The 1,521-nt window shown below is 37.9% G+C and carries 3 protein-coding genes; 2 read left to right on the top strand and 1 reads right to left on the bottom strand.

What is annotated here, in order from left to right; all coding sequences use genetic code 11:
- Positions 1–123 precede the first annotated feature (123 nt).
- Together WB217_RS06930 and WB217_RS06925 are read left to right on the top strand one after the other, a co-directional pair.
- Positions 124–573 carry a YkvA family protein gene (locus WB217_RS06930; protein ID WP_423991915.1) on the top strand — a complete coding sequence of 150 codons (450 nt, stop codon included), beginning with the start codon at positions 124–126 and terminating at the stop codon, positions 571–573.
- A 251-nt stretch (positions 574–824) separates the two neighbouring features.
- Entirely contained in the window at positions 825–1,073 is a 249-nt protein-coding gene (locus WB217_RS06925; protein WP_423991913.1) for a hypothetical protein, read from the top strand.
- Positions 1,074–1,200: 127 nt separating this feature from the next.
- Here the strand turns inward: WB217_RS06925 and WB217_RS06920 are convergent.
- Positions 1,201–1,521, bottom strand: a 321-nt coding sequence (locus WB217_RS06920; protein WP_423991911.1) for a carbohydrate ABC transporter permease, incomplete at its 5' end; no start/stop codon positions are given.

The raw sequence follows: 1,521 nt of genomic DNA, 5'->3' as shown, positions 1-1,521 counted from the left end.
TCATCATCCTTTTAAGTCCATTTCATTTACATGTTGGAAAATTTTCTAAGTACTGCCGATGTTTTGATAAAGAGTAAATCAGGGTAAAAATAGTAGTATTAACTTTTAGCACGTGAAGGAAGGGTGTCAATCATTCTAGGCACAAAAAGAATGGAAGAAGGATATAAAAAGTTTGAAAAAAAAGCGAAAGAATACGTAAAACGACCAGAAAAGACGGATGTTCTCATAAAAGATGCAACTAAAAAAGCTGATGATAAAAAGGGTTCCCTTACCGAAATATGGGACAACCTGCAACTCCTTTTTGAATTAGTCAGTGCTTGGCGCAAAGGTGCATATAGAAAAATCCCTACCGCTTCAATTGTTACAATCATAGCCTCCATCATCTATTTCGTTTCACCAATTGATTTGATGCCTGATTTTTTGGTAGGATTGGGGATTGTTGATGATGCGGCAGTCATCGGTTTTGTCTTAAAACAAATCACAGCTGACTTGGAAAAATTTAAAATTTGGAAGGAAAATAATAACGTGGAGAATGTGATAGAGGACAAGGATATTCCTCAGCATAGCTTGTAATACGATTACGTCCGGATAATCTGGGCGTATTTTTTATTGGGAAATTCCCTGCCCCCCTTTTTGTACTACATTGCCCTAGAGAATAATAAAGAATTTGTCCTATTCTAAAATTCATATTAAATCCGTACTTTATAGTAATAGTAAATTTTTTACAAAGTTGATGGCTCACCTGACGCCCCGCGAAAAGCGAGTGCCTGGAGCGGAAATCAACAGACAACTTTAACAGAGCCTAAAAAAGGGGGAAGGAAAAAATGCAAAAGTTAATGTTAATGACATTTGTCCTGATGCTAATTTTCTCTGGATCTGTAATTGCCTCTCCTTCACAGAAAGACTCATTTTCTCAGGTTAAAAACACTAACACAGTAGAAACAATCCAGCAAGAAGGTGTTGCGAATCCAGATGGCTACTTATGCTGGCGTTGCACAAGTTATGCTTATTATGACGGATATAGAGTTTGCGTCTCAGGCGTTTGGCTGACTACATGTCCAGTTTCCAATTAATGTTTGTAGTTAAGGATGGATGTTAATCACGTTTTCAGGCTCTGCCTCTAACAACTCCTAGGATAGATAATACAAAAGGAAATAAAAAGGGATGCTGCACAGTTTAAAGCGCAGCATCCTTTATTTATTAACCTTTTGTACCGGAAGCCAGATTAGAGCCTTCAATAAAGTATCTTTGGAAAAAGAAGAATAATAACACCACTGGTAAGAGGACAGTTACCGACATTGCCATCAAATAATGCCATTGTGTCTGGACAGTACCTTTAAAGGTTTGAAGACCGATTTGCAATGTATACATACTTTCATCGTTAATATAAAGCAATGGTCCAAGCAAGTCATTCCATGCGCCATTAAATGAAAAAATCGCAACGGTAATAAGTGCCGGTTTGGTTAACGGCAGCATAATATGCCACCAGATTTGCAAGTGGCCGGCTCCATCTAGTACGGC

Source organism: Mesobacillus sp. (assembly GCF_049588175.1).
Taxonomy (GTDB): domain Bacteria; phylum Bacillota; class Bacilli; order Bacillales; family Cytobacillaceae; genus Mesobacillus.
The sequence above is the reverse complement of the archived record's forward strand: the minus strand, read 5'-3'. Positions and strand labels throughout refer to the sequence as shown.